Source organism: Lactobacillus laiwuensis (genome assembly GCF_019972835.1).
GTDB lineage: Bacteria > Bacillota > Bacilli > Lactobacillales > Lactobacillaceae > Lactobacillus > Lactobacillus laiwuensis.
In genome coordinates this window covers 108,297-129,516 of record NZ_BPPB01000004.1, presented here as the reverse complement: position 1 = coordinate 129,516, position 21,220 = coordinate 108,297, and the positions used below count along the sequence as shown (strand labels likewise).

Genomic DNA, 21,220 nt, shown 5'->3' with positions numbered 1-21,220 from the left:
ATGCGTTTAACAAATATTATTGAAAAAGATCATGATCTGCTAAGTTTTATTGCCAATATTAGCAAAACAAAAAATTCTTTAATCACTGGAGCAAATGCCGGTGCTTTTGACTTGCTCTTATGTCAAATAGTAAAAACTTTGAGTAAACCGTTAATTTTGCTGGAGGAAAACGAAAATAAAGCACAAAAAATATACAGTGAATTAAATGCTATTATGCCTGAGGAGAGTGTACAAATTTTTCCGGTTGACGCATCAATTGCAACTCAAACTGCTGTTACTTCACCTGACGAATTAAGCAGCCGCATTCAAGCACTTAATTTTTTACTAAGTCAAAAACCGGGCATTGTTGTTGCCACACCACAGGGACTGCAATATAAGTTGTCTGCTCCAGAAAAATATGAGGCAGCAAGACGCAAATTCGTTCCAGAAAATGAATATGACCTGGCTGAACTGACTAGCTGGCTTGTACAGGTAGGATTTCGCCGTGAAAACTTAGTGGCTAAACCAGGAGAATTTGCGTTACGGGGAGATATTTTGGATATATATCCTCTTGATAGAGAAAATCCCGTTAGAATTGAATTTTTTGGTGACGAAATTGATACCATTAAGGAATTTGATTTAGCTAGTCAACGCAGTCAAAAACAAATTGACGAAATTGTTGTAACTGCCGCCCAAGATCGAGTTTTTTCTAATAATGATTTCAAACAAGCGGCGCAAAAGATAAAAAAGGCTATGGCAGATTCTCCCGCACCTGAAAAAGATGTTAAGAATCATTTTGCAGAATCCCTAGATGAATTGGAAAACGGATCTTTACCGCAAAATTACGCTTTTTTGACAGATTTTTTAATAGCTGAACCTAAAAATCTATTAGATTACTTGTCAGATTCAGGAATAGTAATGCTGGATGACTGGCCTTTAATTGAGCAGTCTGTTAAGTCTGTCGATGAACAAAACGCAGGTTTCATTGACGATGAATTGAAAACAGGAGCAATGATTCCGGGACAGGAATTGCGCAGTGACTTTCATAAAAACTGGTCACAAGACAAACATAATCATATTTATTTTTCATTATTTCAGCGCAGTATAGGCCGTATAAAACTAGGACAGTTATTTGATTGGCAGACTAGGGAACCTCAGCAATTTTTCAGCCAAATGCCTTTGATCAAGTCTGAAATAGAGTCATATCAGAAAAAAAGGCAGACAGTTATTTTACAAGCCGATAACAACAAAAGGGCCAAACAAATTAGTCAAACAATGGCTGAATTTGGCATGGATGTTCCTGTTGTACAGTCAAACGACTTAATGGAAAATCAAACTCAAATTTGCGTTGGCGGTTTTGCCAGTGGCTTTAGTTTGCCTAATAATAACCTGGTTTATTTAACTGAGCGAGAACTTTTTAATAAGGTAACTCACCATAGTCGACGAATCAAAACTATGGAGAATGCTCAAAGACTGCGGAGTTACACTGAACTAAAGCCAGGAGATTATGTTGTTCATGTTAATCACGGAATTGGACGCTTTGAGGGCATAAAAACGTTAGAAAACAATGGTGTAAAAAGAGATTATATTACCATTACTTATCAACATGGTGATCAGCTATTTGTTCCAGCAGATCAGCTGAAACTGGTGCAAAAGTATGTTGCTTCAGAGGGCAAGAAGCCACACGTTAATAAACTTGGCGGTAGTGAGTGGGCCAAGACAAAAAGCAGAGTACAATCTAAAGTTGAAGACATAGCCGATGACTTAATTGATTTGTATGCAAAAAGAGAATCAGAAAAGGGATTTGCTTTTTCAAAAGACGATGACCTGCAGCGGCAGTTTGAAGATGCTTTTCCTTATGTTGAAACGCCTGATCAGCTGCGCTCAATTAATGAAATTAAGCACGATATGGAGCAGGAAAAGCCGATGGATCGTTTGCTTGTGGGAGATGTAGGCTTTGGTAAAACTGAAGTGGCTTTAAGAGCAGCATTTAAGGCAATAGAAGATAACAAGCAAGTGGCTTTTTTAGTACCTACAACAATTCTGGCGCAGCAGCATTATGAAACGATTCAGGACAGATTTAAAAATTTTCCCGTTAATTATGCTGTACTTTCCCGTTTTCAAACCCCTGCTGAAGCTAAAAAGATAACGGAAGGCTTGAAAGAAGGCAAGATTGACTTAGTGGTAGGTACGCACCGTTTGCTTTCAAAAGATGTAAAATTCAAAGATTTAGGCTTGCTCATTGTTGATGAAGAACAAAGATTTGGCGTAAAGCATAAAGAAAGGCTAAAAGAACTGAAAGCAAATATTGATGTTTTAACCTTGACTGCAACGCCAATTCCACGGACTTTGCACATGTCAATGGTTGGCGTGAGAGACTTGTCAGTCATGGAAACCCCACCATCTAATCGTTATCCTATTCAAACCTACGTGATGGAGCAAATACCAAGCGTAATTAAGGAAGCTTGTATGAGGGAAACTGCGCGCGGTGGTCAAGTTTTTTACCTGCATAACCATATCGGTGACATCGATGACGTGGTAACAGAATTAGAAAATCTCATGCCAAGTGCTAGAATTGTTAGTGTCCACGGCCGTATGAGCAAAAATCAAATGGAAGATATTTTGTATCGCTTTTTAAACAGAGAATTTGATATTTTAGTTACCACAACAATTATCGAAACTGGCATTGATATGCCTAATGTCAATACTATGTTAATTGAAAATGCAGATCACTATGGTTTAAGTCAGCTGTATCAATTACGTGGCAGAATCGGACGCAGTGCTCGTTTAGCATATGCTTACTTTTTATACCAGCCTAATAAAGTTTTAACTGAGGTCGGTGAAAAAAGGTTGGATGCTATTCGCGATTTTACTGAACTGGGTTCTGGCTTCAAAATTGCTATGCGAGATTTAGCAATCCGTGGAGCTGGCAATATGTTAGGTGCACAGCAACATGGCTTTATTGATAGTGTTGGGTATGATTTGTATTCTCAAATGCTGTCTGATGCAATTAAAAACCGTAAAAGTAAAAAGAAAGTTAAAAAAAGTAATGCTGAAATCAATTTGGGCCTTGAAGCATATATTCCTGATCAATATATTAGCGACCAGGAGGAAAAAATAGAGTTTTATAAAAAGATCAAAACGGCTGGTACTGCTGATATCGAACAAATTCAAGATGAATTAATCGATCGTTTTGGTAATTATCCTGAGCCTGTAGAAAATCTGCTAGCTGTTTCACAGCTAAAAGCTGAAGCAGATTTGGCTCAAGCACGCAACATAACTAAAGTTAATGATCATGAAGTAAAAGTTGAGTTTGCTAAAGAAGCGTCTAGTGAATTGCAGGGCCCGAATATTTTTAAAGCTCTTGAACATGTAACATATAAGGTTAAAATTAGTTTTTCTCCAGCAAAAAGACTAGTTGTATTGTTAGAATTGCCTGAAAACATCCATCACCGGCAATTATTTGCTAATTTAGTAACATTTATGTCAGCAGTCAGTGATATCATACAAAAATAAGGAGAAAGAAATGAGAATTGATAAATTTTTAAAAGTTTCAAGATTAGTTAAAAGGCGTCCAATAGCTAAAGAAATGGCAGATCAAGGTCGAATCAAGGTAAATGATCACGTCGTAAAATCCAGTTACGATGTTAAGATTGGAGATATTATTGAAGTTGGTTATGGCTCGAAAGAAGTCAAAGCTAAAGTCTGTGCCATTAAAGAAACTACGAAAAAAGCCGAAGCAAGTGAATTATACGAATTGATAAATTAGTTTTATCTTTAATGACATTTATAAGTGGTCTTGTTATAATTAAAATAGTATTCGTTTTTGGTAATAGAGGTCAAAGTTATGAACGGTCCACGTATATATAATTCACTTAGTCCGGAAGAGCAGGTAGCTCGTCTGAAACGTAAACAGGAAAAAAGAGCAAAAGAAGTACATCGTGTTAGACGAAACCGGATTATTGCAGTTTTTGTGGCTATTTTTGCCTTTCTGGGCGTGCAAATTGGAGTTACTCATGCCCAAACGGAACATATTAATAGTCAAGTACAAACATCTAAGAAGGCTCTTAAAAAAATAAACAATCAAAAGCAGATTTTAATATCAAAAAGAAACGATTTAAAAGATCCTGATTACGTGGCTAAACTGGTGCGGTTCAAGTTTTTGTATTCTAAACCAAACGAAACAATTTACAATTTACCTGAAGGAAAAAATAATAATTAATGAAATACCAAGTTGGACAGAGAGTGACAGGAACTATTAATAACATTAATGACTTAGGCATTTTTGTTACGCTTTCTCATCATAAGACGGGATTAGTTCATCATAGTGATTTTGGCAATAATTGGTTACGTGAAAAAAATAATTATCATGTTGGTGAGCACATACGACTAGTAATTATTCATAACTATAAAGGTAAAATTGGTCTCTCCAAAATGAGAGTTAATGATCCCGATTTAATTGATCATACTAATTCTTTTTCCGACACTAAAAAAGCTGATTTTACCAGAGTATTGTCTACAACAGTATCTGATGCTAAAAAAGAAATCAAAAAATTAGAAAAAGATTTGATTAGTTATGCAAATTGATCACTTTTTTAAAGAAAATCATTTGCCGTTAACCGGTAAAACGCTTGTTGTCGCGGTTAGCGGAGGGCCAGACTCTTTGGCCCTGCTTGATCTGCTTTATCAAATAAAGAAGCGATATCAATTTAAGTTGATAGCAGCTCATTTAGACCACAAACTCAGGTCTGATTCTTTGGAAGAAGAAAGAGTAATTTCTGCATACTGCAAGGATAAAAATATTCAGTCAGTTAATGAAATTTGGCCTCAAAATTTACATCCTGCTACTGGGATAGAAGCTGCTGCCAGAAAGTACCGCTATAATTTTTTGGTAAACGTAATGCAGCAAAATCAGGGCGATTACTTATTAACAGCACATCATATGGATGATTTGCTTGAGAATATTTTGCTCAAGTTTATACGGTCTGGAAATCCTAACGAAATGAATAGTTTAAGGGCAGTTGGCAAAGTTCAAGGCATGACTTTATTAAGGCCACTTTTAAGTAAGAAAAAAGAGGACTTATTGTTATACGACCAGAAACGACAAATATCTTACGTGATTGACAAGACTAACTACGAAGATGACACTCTGCGAAATAAGCTGCGCCACCATGTAATTCCTTTGCTCAAAAAGGAAAACAAGCAAGTAGGTCAAAATGCTCTTAGGTTTAGCGAAGAAGTTAGTTTGCTAACTACAATAGCAAATAAAAGTTTTGCTCGGTTGCAGCAACCGGAATTTTTTTTAGGAATAGCTTACCGTTTGGAAATAAGTGCTTTAGCAGATTTGGCCATTGAAGAAAAAACTGCATTTTGGCAGAATTTTATATGGCATAAGTGGCATGAACGCGTTAATAAGAATTTAGCCAATTTCACTTTAATTGAGTACCAAGGTTTTTTTTATCTTTTTAATAAATTACCTGCTTTACCTATATCCCAAAAAGTCAGCATTGGTCAAGAATTTTCTTTTAATAATCGTAGATTTTTGCTTTCAATAAAGCCAGAAAAGTCCCAAAAATTAATTGGTCAGTTTGTTGCAGAAAATCAAAAACAAATTAGGGTAGGTCCAATCAAGCCTGGGACAAAATTGTTATTGCAAAATGGTAATCATACAAAGAGTAAGAAAAAATTTGCTCAAAGTAGTATTCCAAATATATTGCGACCCTATTGCTTGACTATTTATGTTGGTAATAAAGTCGTTTTTATTGAAAGAACTTACTCTAATCAAATGATCAGTTCTAACGAGACAAATTACTTTTTGTATGAAGACATTTAATAAGAAATTTTAAATTATTAGAGCACAACCTAAATTTGTGATAAACTTTTATTCGTATATCTCTAGAAACTTTGTGGAGGTTTTTTATGAAAAATAACCGGAATCGGCTGTTTTCAAATGGTCTTTTCTATATAGTTGTTTTTCTCTTGTTATTAGGAGGAATCAACTGGGCACTTGGTGGATCAGATAATTCTGGTAGCAGCGAAAATATCAGCTACTCTGAATTTGTCAGTGATTTGCGCAAGGGAAAAGTTAAGAATTTTAACGTTCAGCCTGCAAATGGTGTTTATACTGTTTCAGGTAGTTATAAGGAAACACAGGAAAGTAAAAGCCAGTCAAAAAACAGTTTTGACTTTTTTAATGGCAATTCAGGCTCAAAAGTATCACGTTTTTCAACTACAATGTTGCAAAACGATTCGAGCGTGTCTAAAGTACAAGATTTAGCTCAAAAGAGCAGCACTAAGATGACGACTCAAGGGGAGTCACAGTCTGGTAACTGGATTTCCACAATTGTAATGCTGGTGCCAACTATTCTCTTTATCGTGATGCTTTGGATGATGGTTAGTCAAAGTGGCGGTGGCCGAGGTGGCAACGGCGGTATTATGAACTTTGGTCGCTCTCACGTTAAACCTGAGGATCCAAAGAAAAATAAAGTTCGTTTCTCTGATGTTGCTGGTGAAGAGGAAGAAAAGCAAGAATTAGTAGAAGTGGTTGAATTCTTAAAGAATCCGGCTAAATTTACTAAACTCGGTGCCAAAATTCCGTCTGGTGTTTTACTTGAGGGGCCTCCGGGTACTGGTAAAACGTTGCTTGCTCGTGCCGTAGCGGGTGAAGCGAATGTACCATTTTTCTCAATTTCAGGTTCTGACTTTGTTGAAATGTTTGTTGGTGTTGGTGCTAGTCGTGTACGTGATTTATTTACTAATGCCAAGAAAAATGCTCCAAGTATTATATTTATCGACGAAATTGATGCCATTGGACGTAGACGTGGTGGCAATGCCAGTGGCGGTGGCAATGATGAACGTGAACAAACTTTAAACCAGTTATTAGTTGAGATGGACGGTTTTGAAGGTAATGAAGGCGTAATCGTTATTGCAGCTACTAACCGTTCCGATGTCTTAGATCCGGCTTTACTAAGGCCGGGTAGATTTGACAGAAAAATTTTGGTTGGAACTCCTGATGTTCGCGGTCGTGAAGCTATTTTACGTGTTCATGCCAAGAATATGCCGTTAGCTGATGACGTTGACTTAAAGGAAATTGCTCGTCAAACACCAGGTTTTGTTGGTGCAGACCTAGCTAACTTACTTAATGAAGCTGCACTGCTTGCAGCCAGACGCAATGGTACCAATATTACTGCTGCTGATTTGGATGAAGCTGAAGATCGCGTTATTGCCGGTCCTGCTAAGAGAAATAGCTTGATTTCTCAAAAAGAAAGGCGTCGAGTTGCTTTCCATGAAGCCGGTCACTCTATTTGTGGTTTAGTGCTTAGTGATTCCAGAACGGTGCGTAAAGTCACCATTGTACCTCACGGCAGAACAGGTGGTTATAACTTGATGTTGCCTAAAGATGATCAGTTCCTGCTAACCAAAAAACAGTTAATGGAACAAATCGTTGGTCTGATGGGTGGTCGTGCTGGTGAAGAAGTGGTAGTTGGAGACCAGTCAACAGGTGCTTCTAACGACTTTGAACAAGCAACACAAATTGCTCATAGTATGGTAGTTAACTACGGAATGACGGATTCATTAGGAATGGTTGAACTGGAAAAAGAAGGCGAAACCAATCCGTATGGCTTTAAACCATATAGTGAAGCAACTTCTGCCAAAATTGATGAGGCAGTTAAGAAGTTACTTGATGAAGCTCATACCAAAGCAGTTGAAATTGTAAAAAATAATCGCGAAAAACATCGCATTATTGCTGAAGCTTTGCTTAAGTATGAAACTCTAGATGAAAAGCAGATTATGTCTCTCTACACAACGGGCAAGATGCCTGAAAAAACTGAGCAGGAATATCCTAGTGAATCAAAGGCTTCAACTTATGAGGAAGCTAAAGCAGCTGCTGAAAAGAAAGAGAATCATTCTCAGAAAAAGAACTCTGTAAATTCTGAAAAGACACAGGAAGAAAGAGATAATTCTTTAGAATCACCTGCCCAAAAGAACGAGGAAGCAGAGGAAAGCAATCCTGAAAATCCAGAAAAGTATGAATTTCCAAAAGAATCAGAACTAGATAAAGAAGAAAAAGAACATGAGTTAAATTCTTCAGAGTCTGAAAATGAAAATTATACAGGAAAGCAAGATTCTAGTGATACTGATCAGTCATCTAATGATCATGATCATCCTCAAGAATAAGTAATAGGGCCTACAAATTAGGCTCTATTTTTTTAGGAGAATAAAATGAATGATTATTTAGTTAAAGCAATTGATAAATCGAAAAACTTGCGCCTATTAACAATAACTGCCAAAGGATTGGTTCAAGAGGCACAAACTCGTCATGATACTTGGTCAGCTTCTTCAGCTGTTCTTGGACGTAGTTTAATAGCAGGTGTTTTACTGGCAGGAGCAGAGCTTACAGACAAGGAAGAGTTGACTATCAGACTTTTAGGCAATGGTCCAGTAGGTCCAACGATAGTCACAGCTAAATCAGATTTAACTGTTAAAGGTTACGTTAAAAATCCCCATATTGCATTACCACCAAAAAAGAATGGTCATATTGATGTTAAAAAAGCAGTTGGCGAAGGTTGGCTTGAAGTAACTAAAGACTTGGGCTTAAAGGAACCATATACGGGTCAAGTACCTATTGTTTCCGGTGAAATTGCTGAAGACATTGCCTATTATTTAACAAAATCAGAACAAATACCTTCAGCTGTTGGTTTATCTGTATTTGTCAATCCTAATAATACTATCGGTGAAGCAAGTGGATTTATGCTGCAAGCATTGCCGGGTGCTTCAGACAGTTTAATTACGAAAACTATTGAACGTATCAACAATTTACCGGCACTTTCTACTGCATTTTTAGCTGGTCTGACTCCTGAAAAATTGGCAACTATGATTCTAGGCGATGACTGTAAGATTTTAGAAAAAGATGAGGTTGCCTTTAGGTGTGATTGTTCTAAAGAAAAATATGGTAAGATTTTAGGAACAATGAAAAAAAGTCAAATCGAAGCCATGATAAATGAAGATCACGGAGCCGAACTGACTTGTAGTTTTTGTGGCAATAAGTATCATTTTTCCGAAAAAGAATTAAAAGCGATTTTGACTAAAATTAAATAATAAGTTATCGTCGTATTAGTGATAAGTATGCTTTGATTCATTTTAGTCAGAATTTTGAGGGAAAAGAAAATTGGTTGGGAAATATCTACGACAGGTAATTAATAGAATTGGAATACCCAAAATAACATTATAGTTCTTAGGTTTTTTAAGATTAAAGATGCGGTCAGTACCAATTTTGCTATAATGAAAGAGATGGATGAAAAGAAAAGGAGAAAATTAAATGCTGAATGTGTATATTGTTCGTCACGGCCAAACAGATACTAATAAAACTTTTGGTATTAACGGGTCAGGAACAAATCTACCACTGAATGAAAAAGGTAAAAAGCAGGCAGAAAATTTAAGAGATAGTTTTGATATTAACAAAATTGATTGTGTGTATAGTAGTCCTTTAAAAAGGGCTCGTGAAACTGCAGAAATTTTAAACCAAGGCAAGCATGAAATTATTGTTGATGACCGTTTAAGCGAAATGAACTACGGCAACTGGGATGGTCAAGATGTACAAGATATAATTGAAAAATATCCTCAAGTATTTGATGAATTAGGCTATTTTAAAGAAAATTATAGTGATTATTGTACAGGAGAAACATACCAACATTTAGCAAATAGATTAATGGATTTCTGGCATGACTTAATCAATAATCACAAAGACGAGTCAGTTTTATTGGTCTTTCACGGAACAGCTTCTCGTTCATTGGTTCAGAATGTTTTAGGCATCCCCAAAATAACTTTGGTTGGTGAAATACAAAATGCTGGTGTAATTAACATTTCAGTTGATGAAGCTAGCAAAAAACCGTTTTTGCGTTATTATAATAGAGTTGCACCTGGAAAATTTTTTATCGAAAAGTAATTAAAGATTTATATAGATATCAAGGGTTAACTTTTTGTTACGAAAAGTACCATGAATTTTGCTTATAGAATCCTTTTTGTTAAGATATTATGGTGTTTTGAAAGGGTGATTTAGTGGATAACAGTTGGAAAATTCGTGATATAACTATTCCCAATCGTGTTGTGGTGGCGCCAATGGCTGGAGTGTCAAATTCTGCCTTTAGAATGATTTGTAAAGAATTTGGGGCTGGTTTAGTTGTCTGTGAAATGATCTCAGATCATGGCATTATTTATCGTAATAAGAAAACTATGTCAATGATGAAGGTTAACCCGCAAGAACATCCTATGAGTATTCAAATATTTGGTGGTACTGAAGATACTTTACTTGAAGCAGCACAATATATTGACCAACATACTGCTGCTGATATTATTGATATTAATATGGGATGTCCGGTTCCTAAAGTAACGAAAACAGATGCGGGATCTAAATGGCTGCTTGATTCTAATAAAATTTACCAAATGGTACATAAAGTTGTCCAAAATGTGCAAAAACCAGTTTCTGTCAAAATGCGCATTGGCTGGGATCGCAAGCATATTTTTGCAGTAGAAAATGCTTTAGCTGCTCAGGAAGCCGGTGCCAGCATGATCGCAATGCATGGCAGAACTCGTAAGCAAATGTACATGGGAGAAGCTGATTGGGAAACGTTGCACGATGTAGCTCAAGTGCTTGACATTCCTTTTGTGGCTAACGGTGATATAACGACGCCGGAATTAGCTAAAAAAGCTTTGGATGAGATTGGATCAACTGCAGTTATGATAGGTCGGGCAGCCTTGGGCAATCCCTGGATAGTTAAAAATATGGTGCACTATTTAGAAACCGGTGAGAAACTCAAACCGCAGACTGTCCGTGAAAAGGTTGCTACAGCTAAACACCAATTAAAAGGTTTAGTTGAATTAAAAGGGGAAAAGATTGCAGTTCCTGAATTTCGCCAGCAAGCATCCTATTATTTAAAGGGAGTTCCCCGTTCTGCACGTACTCGTGCTAAAATAAATGAGGTTTGGACGGCACAAGAAGTTTATGATTTGCTTGACAATTTCGTTGATGATTATGAAAAAAGGCAAAAACAAAGGGCTGTCAGAAGTGAAGTTAATTAATAATGGAGGAAATGTAATTGGCTAAAAATGAAATGAATGACCAATTAATCGTTCGACGCCAAAAATTAGACGAATTAAGAGAAAATGGCATCGAACCTTTTGGAATGAGAAAGTTCGATCGGCAAGACTTAGCGCGGTCTTTGAATAAAAAATATTCTCAAGATGATAAAGACGAGCTAAATAAAGAATTGCCTAAGACCAAAATTGCTGGCAGAATGCTGGCTAAAAGGGGTAAAGGTAAAGTCGGTTTTGCGGATCTCTATGATCGGACAGGCAAAATACAGATTTATGTTCGTAAGGACATTGTCGGTGAAGACAATTATAAGATCTTTAAGAAGTCCGATATTGGTGATTTCTTAGGCATTGATGGTGAAGTTATGAAAACTGATACCGGTGAGTTAACGATTCGCGCAACTCATGTTACCTTTTTATCCAAAGCTTTACGGCCATTGCCTGAAAAATATCATGGTTTAAAAGACGTTGAACAAATATATCGTCAACGTTATCTTGATTTAATTACTAACCGTGAAAGTTACGAGCGTTTTGTAAATCGGACTAAAATTATCCAAGCTATCCGTGATTATTTGAATAGTAAGGACTTTTTGGAAGTTGAAACTCCCGTTCTGCACAATATTCCAGGTGGTGCCGAAGCACGGCCATTTATTACTCATCACAACGCTTTAGATATTGACTTGTACATGAGAATTGCTTTGGAATTACCTTTAAAGCGTCTGATTGTCGGTGATATGGAAAGAGTTTACGAAATTGGTCGGGTATTCAGAAATGAAGGCCTTGATACTCACCATAACCCTGAATTTACTGAACTTGAGACTTACTGTGCTTACTGGGATTTCCATGATGTTATGGATGAAGCAGAAGGAATCATTCGTGCAGCTGCCAAAGTTGTATCAGAAGATGGTAAAGTTACTTATCAGGGTACAAACATTGATTTGGGTAAGCCTTTCCGTCGCGTTCATATGGTAGATATGATTAAAGAGAAGACTGGTGTTGATTTTTGGCAAAAGATGAGCGTTGAAGAAGCTACAAAAATTGCTGAAGACCACGACATCAAGGTTGAAAGCTTCTGGAAAGTTGGTCATATCATTAACGCCTTCTTTGAAAAATATTGCGAAGAAACAATTGTTGACCCTACTTTTGTTTACGGTCACCCAGTTGAAATTTCACCATTGGCTAAGAAAAATGCTGATGATCCTCGGTTTACCGATCGTTTTGAAATTTACATTATGGGCGAAGAGTACGGCAATGCCTTTTCTGAATTAAATGACCCTGATGACCAGCGCGAACGTTTTGAAGCGCAAATGGCAGAGCGTGAAGCTGGAAACGATGAGGCTGATATGATTGATGAAGATTACCTGCGTGCTATGGAATATGGTATGCCGCCAACAGGTGGTTTGGGCATCGGAATCGATAGATTGGTAATGCTTTTGACAGATGCACCTGCAATCAGGGATGTGCTTTTATTCCCAACAATGCGTCCTGAAAAGGTTGAAGATATTGATCGGGAAGTCAAGGAAGACTTGAAGAAAAAGAGCAAATAATAATTAAGGAAATATTTTAAAGATGAGTTCTAAAAGAATATTACTTTTAGGACTCATTTTTATTTTGTTTACAGTTTGTATTCCATTTGTTCATTATATTCAGAGATCTTTTTGAGCAGATTATCTTTAACAGACTGATTTGAAAAATAAAAATACCAGTTTTGCAGTAACTTTAATTAGGAACTTAATCAATACCAACTGTTACGGTCATATTCTGCAAGTTGGTGATAGATTTTCTTGTTACAGCAGTTAATAAAAGAATTAAATTCAGGAGTCGATATTTTACAGAAATGAACACCTTGAAAAAAGGTAAAAGCTATCCGTTGTTTCTCATCATAAATAAATGGTCCTTGCAGATTTTGAAAAACCATTTAATTAAGGCAAAATATTAGGAGTATTATTTACCGTAAAATTGGGATGACTTAAAGCGGAGCCTAGAAAGTCGCTGCCATGAGCAACGCTATAAGCCCAACTTTTATTTTTAACATAACCGCGAAAGTCTGTTTTTTAAAATAGGCAATTCCCCAGTTGAAAATGGTTTTGCGGTCAGCCATATTTAAATTGGTTGTTTTTGATCGTTATCGAGAATGAGGGACCAAGTAATGCGCTAAACGTTCTGAGAAAGATCAAAACATTTTCAGGCTGATCGATGTCCTTAAAAAGATTTTTGAACTAATAAAATTTCTAACAATCTTTGCTTTCTGCTTAGACGTAAATGAAACTTTAGTAAAACATCGGGCAAAAAGAGTATAAACAATGTCATCCCGCAAGTAAGGATCCAAATTGCCAATATTTTATAATATGAAGTCAATTTAATTATCCGTAAAGCTTAGTTTACGGGGCTCTAATTGAACCATTCTTTCCAAATATTTTTGCATTTTGTATCCTTATGACTTTTTCCATTAATTACTTTTTTATAATCTAATTCCGACAGGTATTTTTTGTAAAAAAATTGCATCTAAAAAGCGTGAAATCTAAAAAAAGTTACATATATAAACTCTAAGCTGACAAGCTTTCCCGTTAGAATGCTAATTTCAGCGATTTATTTTGATAAAAAAGGTTGCAAATTGAGATTGATTTGCTATAATAATATTTGTCTTGCGGAAGTAGTTCAGTGGTAGAACATCACCTTGCCATGGTGGGGGTCGCGGGTTCGAATCCCGTCTTCCGCTCTCAAGAAAAAGACTCACCAAAAGCGGTGAGTTTTTTTAATAAACGGGAAATAGCTCAGCTTGGTAGAGCGCTACGTTCGGGACGTAGAGGTCGCAGGTTCGAATCCTGTTTTCCCGATAAAGAAGATTTTGCCTTTATATCAGATGGCTTAAACGCTGGTATAAAGGCATTTTTTGCTTTTTCAAATTTTCTGAAACTCGCTCAAAATTGGCTAAAAAACTTCATATTTGGAGTAAAAATGGTAATTGCAGTTGATAAAATAAGTTGCAATATCTATTTTGTGTACTACAGCTTTTATTTAGGTCTTTTCTTCAGACTGAAAAATTCGTTTTAAGAAAAAAGTTCAAGTTTATAATTTCAATAGAATAATCAGTATGATTGCTATAACTAGCGTTTAGTTCAGCTTCTAAGGCATTATTCTGTATTGTACTCATTGCAAAACTTTTATTGTTTTACAGTCAGTTTATGTTTCATATCATTTCATCACTTTTTGATTTTGTGCGTCAAAAATAGACGGGGTATTAATCCGACCTTATATTTAAGTTTTACTTAATCTTTTTAAAACTCGTATCAAAGGTTTATTATTCTGAATCTGATTATTTCTATATTCATGAATAAGCTGTTTTTCTTGTTTACTTCTAGGCATAGATAATTTTCTGATTTGTTCCTCAGAAGGAAGAATTAATTTAAATTTATTTTCCACGTTGATTCTCTCTTTGTTCTTGATTACAAATTTCTGTCATTAGCCATTTTGAATCACTCAAAGCAATAATAAATAATACAAAAAACTAGCTACAAAAGCTAGTTTAGGCTATATATTAAAATTAGTTAAGTGAAAACAAGACATTTATTTTTTGAATAAGGTTAACATTTGTTAGCATAAACAGCTATAATTAACTTTTTCTAATTTTAATAATAAAGAAGGATAGGGTCGCACGAACTGCTTGTATTTGATATAATGATTGCAAAGTTTTTTGACACTAAGATTTCTGCTGTAAACAGAATATTTTACAAATTGTCAAAAAGGTTTATAGTGTATACACGTCATTTTTTAAAGGTGGTGCAATGATGAAAAAATCTTATACAACCAGTGCAAATCAAGTATTAGAAATTGCACGTGAACAAGCACAGAATTTTCATCATCGTTTAATTGGTACTGAACACGTACTACTTGCGATGGTAATTGAATCTGATGGTGAAGCCGGCAAAAATTTGCGGGCTTGGGGTGCAACACCGAAAGCGATTCGTGAAGAAATTGAACGTTATACAGGCTATGGTTCAGCTGGTAAAACCAGTTACATGCAAATGTCACCGCGCCTCAGCATGGTTTTGGCATATGCTGGCACTTTAGCAGAACGTGAGGGTTCCTCTAAAATTAGAACCTGCCATATTCTGTTAGGCATGGTGCTCAATGAACAAATATTGGCATCTGTAATCTTACGTAATTTAAATATTGATCTTGATGGTCTGCGTAATGACATTTTACACAGTTTAGGTGAAGACGAACAAGACATGGATAACAGTGATCAATCTGATGATAGTAGCTGGTCCAGTTTTAATGGCACTGAAGAAAGCACTAATAAAAATTCAAGTACGCCAACTCTTGATCAGGTTTCAGTTAATTTAAACGAACGAGCTGAAAATGGTGAAATAGATCCTGTTATTGGTCGAGATCGAGAAGTAGCTCGAGTTATTGAAATTTTATCCCGGCGTAATAAAAATAATCCGGTTTTAATTGGGGAACCGGGTGTTGGTAAGACGGCAGTGGCAGAAGCGATAGCAACTGCCATTGTTGCGAAAAAAGTCCCACACGATTTATTAAAAAAGCAAGTGGTGTCACTTGACTTAGGTGGTCTTGTTGCCGGCACTAAATACCGTGGTGAATTTGAAGACCGCATGAAAAAAATCATTAAAGAAATCACTGCAAATGGCAACATCATTCTTTTTGTGGATGAAATGCACACACTCATTGGAGCCGGTGGCGCTGAAGGCTCAATTGATGCAGCTAATATTTTAAAGCCATCTTTAGCGCGTGGCGATATTCAAATGATTGGTGCCACAACTTTTGATGAATATCAAAAATATGTTGAAAAGGATCAAGCATTAGCACGTCGTTTTCAAATTGTACGATTGAATGAACCTTCTCGCACTGAAACGCTGGCAATTTTAAACGGACTGAAATCAAAATATGAAAAATTTCATCACGTAAAAATATCACAGTCTGCATTAGAAAATGCTGTTGATCTTTCAAGTCGCTATATTTCTAATCGTTACTTACCGGATAAAGCAATCGATTTGATTGATGAGGCAAGTGCTGCGGTTAAGATTAAGTCAGGTAAAGGTTCTAACAATCAGTTATTGCAACTTAATGACCAAATTGAAAAAGTTATTAGTGAAAAAAATCATGCTGCTGTTAATCAGAACTTTGTCAAGGCTGCGCAACTCCAAGAAAGACAAAACAGTTTACAAAGAAGACAGGACGAATTAACAGCCAAATTTGATTTGGCAACTAACAAGGATGCTACAGTGCAAGCAGAAGATGTTGCAAAGGTAGTTTCAAATTGGACTGGTGTTCCTGTTACCCAAATGAATCGTGATGAAACCAAGCATTTGGCTAACCTTGAAAAAGACCTGCATAAACGGATTATTGGTCAGGAAAAAGCAGTTTCTGCTGTTAGCCGGGCAGTGCGCCGTAGTCGCAGCGGTATTAAAGATGAAAATAGACCGATTGGTTCCTTCTTGTTTTTGGGACCGACAGGTGTTGGTAAAACCGAATTGGCAAAAGCAATTGCCGCAGCCATATTTGGTTCTGAAAACAATTTGATTAGAATTGATATGTCTGAATATATGGATCAAATTGCTAATAGTAAGTTAATTGGTTCTGCTCCAGGATACGTTGGCTATGATGAAGGCGGTCAATTGACTGAACAAGTTCGTCGGCATCCATACTCGGTCGTACTATTTGATGAAGTAGAAAAGGCCCATCCAGATGTATTTAATTTATTGTTACAAGTTCTGGAAGATGGCTTTTTGACTGATTCCAAGGGCCGGAAGATAGACTTCAAAAATACAATTATTATTATGACCTCTAATCTGGGTTCCCGTTCGCTGTTTGAAACTAAGGCTGTAGGATTTAATGCTGATAATACGAGTCAGATAAAACTGCGTCAGGATCGCGTTCGTGAAGCATTAAAGCAATTCTTTAGACCTGAGTTTCTGAATAGAATTGACGAAACAGTCATTTTTGATGAGCTTAATCAAAAACAATTACGTCAAATTGTTACTCTTTTAACTCGTAAACTAATAGATCGTTTGCATAAGCAAGGCGTACAGCTCAAAATTTCTCGTGCGGCTCTAGATAAAATTGCAAAAGATGGTTATAATCCCGAAATGGGCGCAAGACCCCTGCGTCGTGCAATTCAAAAAGATATTGAAGATGAAATTGCTACAATGTTGATCAAGGGCGATCTTAATAGTGGTGATATTCTTAAAATTGGTTGCAGTCACAATCATTTAAAATTTGAAGTTAATAAAGAAGATAAAAATAACTTAGTAGGGGCAAAGTAAATTAATTGACACACTTGTAATAGTTTGTTATAGTAGTGCGTGATTAAAAGGCTGATTTTCAGGATTTTGCTGATCTATTGTCCAGCAAAATAATAAAGGACAAAAACGACAATTGTTGTTTTTGTCTTTTTTATGCATAAAATTCCGGCTTTTTGAATTTGTAATCAAAATGTAATATTAGCTTTCTCTGACAGAAAGGGTGTTTTCTCCTTGTTAAATGGACACGTAGTGAATTTTGGCAAACATCGGACAAGACGTAGCTTTTCCCGCATTAAAGAAGTGCTGGATCTGCCTAACTTGACAGATGTGCAGACCGAATCATACCAATGGTTTTTGGATGAGGGTATTAAAGACGTTTTTGACGATATCATGCCAATTAGTGACTTTTCAGGTAAGCTTTCCCTGGAATATTTGGGCTATAAACTGCAAAAGCCAAAATATACCGTTGACGAAGCACGTGATCATGATGCAACTTATGCTGCTCCCATGCACGTTACTTTAAAATTAACTAATCAAAAAACCGGTGAAATCAAAACGCAGGATGTTTTCTTCGGTGATTTGCCTTTAATGACTGAATCTGGCTCATTTATTATTAATGGTGCTGAAAGAGTTATCGTTTCACAGTTGGTTAGGTCGCCAAGTGTTTATTATTCTGGCGATTATGATAAAAATGGGCGCCAAATATTTGGTACTACAGTAATTCCTAACCGTGGTGCCTGGCTTGAATATGAGACTGATGCTAAAAATGTTTCCTATGTTCGTGTTGACCGTACCCGTAAGTTGCCTTTGACTGTTTTAATCAGAGCGCTTGGAATTGGTTCAGATGACGAAATTTTAGATCTTTTTGGCCAAAGTGATACATTACAATTTACTTTGGATAAGGACGTCCATAAAAATCCCGCTGATTCTCGTGTAGCAGAAGCATTAAAGGATATTTATGAACGTCTACGTCCTGGTGAGCCCAAGACGACTGATTCTTCAAGATCACTGCTTTATGCACGTTTCTTTGACCCACGTCGTTACGATTTAGCACCTGTTGGTCGCTACAAGGTTAACAAAAAGTTATCTTTAAAGAGTCGCTTATATGGTCAAACTTTAGCAGAAACGCTAGCAGATCCTGATACAGGTGAAATTATTGCTAAAAAAGGTACTGTTGTAACACACGAAGTAATGGATACACTTGAAAAGTATCTTGATCGTGATGACTTTAAGATGGTTACTTACCAACCATCTCAAGAAGGTGTATTACCTGATCCAATAAACGTTCAGGAAATCAAAGTTTACTCCAAAGTAAATCCAGAACGTGTTGTCAAATTGATTTCTAATGGTCATATTGATAAGAAAGTTAAATATCTGACACCAGCTGACGTTCTGGCATCAATTAATTATTTCTTCCTATTACAAGATGAAATTGGTACAACTGATGATATTGATCACCTTGGTAACCGTCGTATTCGTCGCGTGGGCGAATTGCTGCAAAATCAGTTTAGAATTGGTTTGGCGCGGATGGAACGTGTTGTTAGAGAAAGAATGTCAATTCAGGATCCTTCAACTGTTACACCACAACAATTGATTAACATTAGACCAATTGTAGCCAGCATCAAAGAATTCTTTGGCTCATCACAATTGTCTCAATTTATGGACCAGCACAACCCGCTAGGAGAATTAACGCATAAGCGTCGTATGTCAGCTTTAGGGCCTGGTGGTTTAACTCGTGATCGTGCAGGATATGAAGTGCGGGACGTGCACTATACTCAGTATGGTCGTTTATGCCCAATTGAAACTCCTGAAGGACCTAACATTGGTTTAATTAACTCACTGGCTACATATGCAGTGATTAACAAATACGGTTTTATTGAGACACCATACCGTCGTGTTTCCTGGGAAACACATAAAGTTACTAACAAAATTGATTATCTTACAGCTGATGTTGAAGATAACTATATTATTGCTGGTGCTAATACTCCTCTAAATCCAGACGGCTCATTTAAAGATGATCTTGTTTTAGCACGTCATAAAGAAGATAACGTCGAAGTCAGTCCAGATAAAATTGATTACATGGACGTTATTCCTAAGCAAGTTGTTTCGGTTGCTTCTGCATGTATACCTTTCTTGGAAAACGATGACTCTAACCGTGCATTAATGGGCGCTAACCAACAAAGACAAGCTGCACCTTTGATTAATCCTCACAGCTCACTTGTTGGTACTGGTATGGAATATCGTGCGGCTCATGACTCAGGAGCTGCTGTTTTGGCAAAAGCTGCTGGTACCGTTGAATACGTTGATGCTAACACAATTAGAGTCAGACGTGATGACAGCACATTAGATAAATATACACTGGAAAAATATCGTCGCTCAAATAATTCAAAATCATACAATCAAACTCCTAACGTTAATTTAGGTGATAAGGTTGAAAAAGGTGAAGTTATTGCCAATGGTCCGACAATGGATCATGGTGAGCTGGCTCTTGGTCAAAATCCTGTTATCGCCTTTATGACTTGGAATATGTATAACTACGAAGATGCTATCATGCTTTCTGAGCGGCTTGTTAAAGACGATGTTTATACTTCAATTAGTATTGAAGATTATGAATCCGAAGCTCGAGACACAAAGCTTGGCCCTGAAGAAATTACCCGTGAATTGCCAAATGTTGGTGAAGATGCACTTAAAGATCTTGATAGTCAAGGTATTGTTCGTGTAGGTGCTGAAGTACATGATGGAGATATTCTGGTTGGTAAAGTTACACCTAAAGGTGTCACTGAATTATCAGCCGAAGAGAGACTTCTTCATGCTATCTTTGGTGAAAAAGCACGCGAAGTTCGTGATACATCATTGCGTGTTCCTCATGGTGGTGGCGGTATTGTCCGCGATGTCAAAGTTTATACCAGAGAAAATGGTGATGAACTTTCTCCTGGTGTTAATACTTTAGTAAGAGTTTATATTGCACAAAAGAGAAAAATCCAAGTTGGAGATAAGATGTCTGGTCGTCACGGTAATAAAGGTACTGTTGCCGCAGTTGTGCCAGAAGAAGACATGCCATACTTACCAGATGGAACTCCAGTAGATATTTGCTTAAACCCAATGGGTGTTCCTTCACGTATGAATATCGGTCAGCTTTTGGAATTACACCTTGGCCGTGCGGCAGATAACTTAGGTATTCATGTGGCAACACCAGTATTTGATGGTGCAAGTGAAGATGATGTTTGGGATACAGTTCATAAGGCCGGTATTGATAAAGATGGTAAAACCGTTCTTTATGATGGCCGCACAGGTGAACCATTCCATAACCGTGTTTCTGTTGGTATCATGCATTATCTGAAGTTGACCCACATGGTTGATGATAAGATTCACGCACGTTCAATTGGGCCTTACTCATTAGTAACGCAACAGCCTCTCGGTGGTAAAGCACAGTTTGGTGGTCAGCGTTTCGGTGAAATGGAAGTTTGGGCCCTTGAAGCTTATGGTGCTGCATATACTTTGCAGGAAATTTTGACCTACAAGTCAGATGATGTTGTTGGTCGTGTTAAAGCATATGAAGCAATTGTTAAAGGAGAAAGAATTCCTAAACCTGGTGTCCCAGAATCATTCCGCGTTCTTGTTAAAGAACTGCAATCATTAGGACTGGATATCCGTGTTCTTGATATGAATCATAAAGAAATTGAATTACGTGATATGGATGATGATTCAAATGAACATTTAAACATTGACACCTTATCCAAGATGGCGGAAGAGCAACAACGGAAGAAGTTAGCCGAAGAAACCGCTGATTCTGAAGATAATAAAACGGAAACAGAAGAACCAAATGTCCCCGTAGATCAATCTGACGATGATAATAAGATTTCTCAATAAGTAGGAGGTTAAAC

Annotated in this window: 13 protein-coding genes, 2 tRNA genes and 1 pseudogene; 14 read left to right on the top strand and 2 right to left on the bottom strand. The window is 36.8% G+C overall.

Annotation, left to right across the window (positions count from 1 at the left end; genetic code table 11):
• The 10 genes from mfd (at position 1) to lysS (ending at position 12,617) form a co-directional block, all read left to right on the top strand.
• Positions 1-3,495 carry a transcription-repair coupling factor gene (mfd, locus tag LDM92_RS03390; RefSeq protein ID WP_223902014.1) on the top strand — a complete coding sequence of 1,165 codons (3,495 nt, stop codon included), beginning with the start codon at positions 1-3 and terminating at the stop codon, positions 3,493-3,495.
• 10 nt (positions 3,496-3,505) lie between these two features.
• Complete coding sequence (locus LDM92_RS03385) at positions 3,506-3,748, top strand: RNA-binding S4 domain-containing protein (RefSeq protein ID WP_034981430.1); 243 nt, start codon at positions 3,506-3,508, stop codon at positions 3,746-3,748.
• A gap of 78 nt (positions 3,749-3,826) precedes the next feature.
• Entirely contained in the window at positions 3,827-4,201 is a 375-nt protein-coding gene (locus tag LDM92_RS03380; protein WP_223902013.1) for an FtsB family cell division protein, read from the top strand.
• Positions 4,201-4,566, top strand: a complete 366-nt coding sequence (locus tag LDM92_RS03375) for a S1 RNA-binding domain-containing protein (RefSeq protein WP_223902012.1) — start codon at positions 4,201-4,203, stop codon at positions 4,564-4,566. The genes LDM92_RS03380 and LDM92_RS03375 overlap by 1 nt, the downstream gene beginning before the upstream one ends.
• Positions 4,556-5,812, top strand: a complete 1,257-nt coding sequence (gene tilS / locus LDM92_RS03370) for a tRNA lysidine(34) synthetase TilS (protein ID WP_223902011.1) — start codon at positions 4,556-4,558, stop codon at positions 5,810-5,812. Before LDM92_RS03375 ends, tilS begins: the two co-directional genes overlap by 11 nt.
• An 86-nt stretch (positions 5,813-5,898) precedes the next feature.
• Positions 5,899-8,157 carry an ATP-dependent zinc metalloprotease FtsH gene (ftsH, locus tag LDM92_RS03365; protein WP_187160518.1) on the top strand — a complete coding sequence of 753 codons (2,259 nt, stop codon included), beginning with the start codon at positions 5,899-5,901 and terminating at the stop codon, positions 8,155-8,157.
• Between the two features lie 45 nt (positions 8,158-8,202).
• Entirely contained in the window at positions 8,203-9,078 is an 876-nt protein-coding gene (gene hslO, locus LDM92_RS03360) for an Hsp33 family molecular chaperone HslO (protein ID WP_223902010.1), read from the top strand.
• Positions 9,079-9,298: 220 nt separating this feature from the next.
• Complete coding sequence (locus LDM92_RS03355; protein WP_223896390.1) at positions 9,299-9,925, top strand: histidine phosphatase family protein; 627 nt, start codon at positions 9,299-9,301, stop codon at positions 9,923-9,925.
• Positions 9,926-10,038: 113 nt separating this feature from the next.
• A complete protein-coding gene (gene dusB, locus LDM92_RS03350; protein WP_223902009.1) occupies positions 10,039-11,058 on the top strand; it encodes a tRNA dihydrouridine synthase DusB in 1,020 nt (339 codons plus the stop codon).
• Between the two features lie 17 nt (positions 11,059-11,075).
• Positions 11,076-12,617: a lysine--tRNA ligase gene (lysS, locus tag LDM92_RS03345; protein WP_223902008.1), complete on the top strand. Its 1,542-nt coding sequence runs from the start codon at positions 11,076-11,078 to the stop codon at positions 12,615-12,617.
• A 375-nt stretch (positions 12,618-12,992) separates the two neighbouring features.
• On the opposite strand, the pseudogene LDM92_RS09870 reads toward lysS, so the two are convergent.
• A pseudogene (locus LDM92_RS09870) lies at positions 12,993-13,109 on the bottom strand (DUF2785 domain-containing protein); the annotation flags it as partial.
• Between the two features lie 608 nt (positions 13,110-13,717).
• Here LDM92_RS09870 and LDM92_RS03335 point away from each other — a divergent pair.
• Positions 13,718-13,789, top strand: a tRNA-Gly gene (locus LDM92_RS03335).
• 44 nt (positions 13,790-13,833) lie between these two features.
• Positions 13,834-13,907 (top strand) — tRNA-Pro (locus tag LDM92_RS03330).
• 421 nt (positions 13,908-14,328) lie between these two features.
• Here LDM92_RS03330 and LDM92_RS03325 read toward each other — a convergent pair.
• Positions 14,329-14,493, bottom strand: a complete 165-nt coding sequence (locus LDM92_RS03325; RefSeq protein WP_223902007.1) for a hypothetical protein — start codon at positions 14,491-14,493, stop codon at positions 14,329-14,331.
• Between the two features lie 365 nt (positions 14,494-14,858).
• Between LDM92_RS03325 and LDM92_RS03320 the strand changes: the two genes are divergently transcribed.
• Together LDM92_RS03320 and rpoB are read left to right on the top strand one after the other, a co-directional pair.
• The gene (locus LDM92_RS03320; protein WP_223902196.1) at positions 14,859-17,357 is read left to right on the top strand and encodes an ATP-dependent Clp protease ATP-binding subunit; all 2,499 of its coding nucleotides are present in this window, start codon (positions 14,859-14,861) and stop codon (positions 17,355-17,357) included.
• Between the two features lie 210 nt (positions 17,358-17,567).
• Positions 17,568-21,206: a DNA-directed RNA polymerase subunit beta gene (gene rpoB, locus LDM92_RS03315; protein WP_223902006.1), complete on the top strand. Its 3,639-nt coding sequence runs from the start codon at positions 17,568-17,570 to the stop codon at positions 21,204-21,206.
• Positions 21,207-21,220: the final 14 nt, after the last annotated feature.

Coding starts and splice junctions, on each gene's coding strand:
- LDM92_RS03380 (WP_223902013.1), top strand. CDS start 3,827: ATGAACGGTCCACGTATATATAATTCACTTAGTCCGGAAGAGCAGGTA.
- ftsH (WP_187160518.1), top strand. CDS start 5,899: ATGAAAAATAACCGGAATCGGCTGTTTTCAAATGGTCTTTTCTATATA.
- LDM92_RS03385 (WP_034981430.1), top strand. CDS start 3,506: ATGAGAATTGATAAATTTTTAAAAGTTTCAAGATTAGTTAAAAGGCGT.
- tilS (WP_223902011.1), top strand. CDS start 4,556: ATGCAAATTGATCACTTTTTTAAAGAAAATCATTTGCCGTTAACCGGT.
- hslO (WP_223902010.1), top strand. CDS start 8,203: ATGAATGATTATTTAGTTAAAGCAATTGATAAATCGAAAAACTTGCGC.
- mfd (WP_223902014.1), top strand. CDS start 1: ATGCGTTTAACAAATATTATTGAAAAAGATCATGATCTGCTAAGTTTT.
- LDM92_RS03355 (WP_223896390.1), top strand. CDS start 9,299: ATGCTGAATGTGTATATTGTTCGTCACGGCCAAACAGATACTAATAAA.
- LDM92_RS03320 (WP_223902196.1), top strand. CDS start 14,859: ATGAAAAAATCTTATACAACCAGTGCAAATCAAGTATTAGAAATTGCA.
- LDM92_RS03375 (WP_223902012.1), top strand. CDS start 4,201: ATGAAATACCAAGTTGGACAGAGAGTGACAGGAACTATTAATAACATT.